Source organism: Bifidobacterium sp. UBA744 (assembly GCA_002298605.1).
Lineage (GTDB): Bacteria > Actinomycetota > Actinomycetes > Actinomycetales > Bifidobacteriaceae > Bifidobacterium.
In genome coordinates this window covers 11,258-13,842 of sequence record DBKS01000029.1, presented here as the reverse complement: position 1 = coordinate 13,842, position 2,585 = coordinate 11,258, and the positions used below count along the sequence as shown (strand labels likewise).

Annotated in this window: 2 protein-coding genes and 1 pseudogene; all 3 read right to left on the bottom strand. The window is 63.2% G+C overall.

What is annotated here, in order from left to right; all coding sequences use genetic code 11:
• On the bottom strand, nucleotides 1-1,766 hold a 1,766-nt coding region (gene feoB / locus B2994_RS03210), incomplete at its 3' end, for a ferrous iron transporter B (protein WP_291526946.1).
• Nucleotides 1,763-2,131, bottom strand: coding sequence for a FeoA family protein (locus B2994_RS03205; RefSeq protein ID WP_291526945.1), 369 nt, complete (start codon nucleotides 2,129-2,131; stop codon nucleotides 1,763-1,765). The genes feoB and B2994_RS03205, both read right to left, overlap by 4 nt.
• A gap of 154 nt (nucleotides 2,132-2,285) precedes the next feature.
• Nucleotides 2,286-2,585 (bottom strand): annotated as a pseudogene (locus B2994_RS03200) (ribose-phosphate diphosphokinase); the annotation flags it as partial.

Genomic DNA, 2,585 nt, shown 5'->3' with positions numbered 1-2,585 from the left:
GCGAAGCCGCCGGCGTTCGCCGTCATCGGAATGCCCTGCAGCAGCCACAGCGCCACGATCATCGAAATGATGATCACGCTGGCGCCGCGGATGAACTGCCACAGGCGAACCACCACGGAACGAACCAACTGCACGGCGCGCGGGCACTGGTACGCAGGCAGCGCGAGCATCAGCGGCTCCGGCTTGATCCCACGGAACATAGTGTGTCTGAGCAGCACGCCGACCATCAGGATGAGTACCACGGACGCCACATACATAAGGAACACGACGAGACCGGCCTGCTCCGGGAAGAAGGCGTGGGCGAGCACCAGAAACACCGTCAGACGCGCCGAACATGACGCGAAGGGGATGAGCATGCCCGTCAGCACGCGCTGACGCGAATCCGGCAGCGTGCGCGTGGCCGCCAACGCGGGCAGATTGCATCCGAACCCGACGACGATCGGCAGGAATGCGCGACCGTCCAGTCCCAGCGCGCGCATCGCGCGATCCATGACGAATGCGGCACGAGCCAGATAGCCCGAATCCTCCAGCATCGACAACAGCAGGAACATGATGCCCATCACCGGGATGAAGGTGAGCACGGTAATGACGCCGTCCAATACACCGTCCACCAGCAGCGAATGCACCCAGCCGTCGGCCGCGGACGGGCCGAACAGCGCGAACAGCCAGTCGATGCCCTCGGTGCACCACTCCCTCACCGTCACGTCGAACCAGTCCTGCATCGGCCCGGCCAGCGTGGTGGTCGCCTGGAACACCGTATACATCACCGCCAGGAACGCCACGATGCCGAACACAGGATGCAGCAGCACACGATCGACCCGGTCGGACCAGGTCGGTTTGTCCGTCGCCTGCAGGTCAAGTTCGCGCAGTATGCGCGCGGTCCAGTCGAATCGCGCGTCGGCGCGTGATTCGGACCATGCGCGAGCGTCGACGACATCCTCGGACGGCAGCTGCAACCCCTCCGGCAGCGGAGTACCGGAGAATCCATTCCGGATGGAGTCGGCGAGCTGTTCCTTCCCCTCGCCGGTACGCCCGTCGACGGAAACCACCGGCATGCCGCCAAGCAGATTCGAAAGCCGTTCCGGCGCTATACGACATCCGCGACGCGCGGCCAGATCGTTCATAGTGAGGACGACCACGGTGGGCAGACCGAGTTCCGCCACCATGGACAGCAGGTACAGCGAACGCGACATGGCGGTGGCATCGAGCACCACGACGGCCAGATCTGGAACAGGCATGCCGTCGGCCCCGGTCAACGCATCCATGGCGACCTGTTCGTCGGGACTCATCGGGGACAGCGAATAGGTGCCCGGGGTGTCCACGAACAGCCAGTCCTCGGGACCGTCGGGGCCATTGTGCCGGTATTGGCCGCTTGTGATCGAAACTGTTGTACCCGGCGCGTTCATCGTTCGGGTTTTCGCCCCGAGCAGCACGTTGAACAGCGAGGATTTGCCGACATTGGGATTGCCGACGAAGACGACGCGCCTGACCGAATCAGCGGCGTGCCCGTCTTCGGCTGACGCTTCGGAACGGCGGACGGCGCGGCGTATGGCGGACAAGTCAATGACGGAACGATCCGTGCGCCCGTCGAATCGAACCGGTGCGGAAGGCCGCTTGTCGAAAAGCGCGGCGAATCCGCGGCGTTGTTCGCAGCAATCCGCATCGTCGTGGATCTGCCGGGGATGTCCGTCGCAGCATGCCCGCTGGGACGCGGGAATGGTCCGATCCGTCTTGTCACAGGTCTGGCATCGACATTTCATACTCATCGTTCGTCGGCTTTCTGATTGGTTGCGCTGGCGGGATCGGATGGCGTTTCGACTTCCGTGGGGCGGGCCGTCCGGCTGCGCGTCGCACGTACGCGGATGGAACGGGCGGTGCCGCCGTCCAGGGCGATGCGTTCGCTATTGCGCGCCACGACGCGCCCCCCGAATATGCCATGCTGCGTCACCTTGAGGCTTGTGCCGGGAGCCAGCCCGATCTCCCGCAGACGGAAACGGTGCCGTTCGTCCAAATCGATCGCGTCGATGAGAACGGGCTCGCCAAGCGGGCAGTCGCGAAGCGTCATCGACGGCACATCATCTTTCCCCGGACAATCGGAGCCGGTTGCACCATGCTTATTCAAAACAGTCATGGTTCCACTATCTAGTAGAAAAATTCATAGGACACAAGACTTGTTTTCGCTCGAAAACCGTGGTAAGGCATCCTTCCCGCGCATCAAAAAAACGGGTTCCGAACTCGTCGGAACCCGCATAGATCGCATACGGTGCGTTCGCACCGTCACAGCATCAGGCGAACAGGAATCCCTGACCGTGATGCTCGGGGTACGTGTCGAACAACTCAGCCACCGAGCCGTCTTCGAAAATTGCGCGAATGGCGCTGGCCAGCAACGGAGCGATCGACAGTACGGTCAGGCCGTCCCAGCGTTTCTCCTCGGGAATCGGCACGGTATCGGTAACCACGACCTCGCGGGCGCCGCAGTTGCGCAGCCGCTCCACGGCAGGTCCGGAGAACACGCCATGCGTGGCGACGACGGTCACGGACTTGGCACCGGCATCCCTGAGCACATTGCAGGCTCCGACAATGGT

Bases quoted from the DNA above. Each gene is read 5' to 3' on its own strand.
- B2994_RS03205 (WP_291526945.1), bottom strand. From the start codon at position 2,131: ATGACTGTTTTGAATAAGCATGGTGCAACCGGCTCCGATTGTCCGGGG.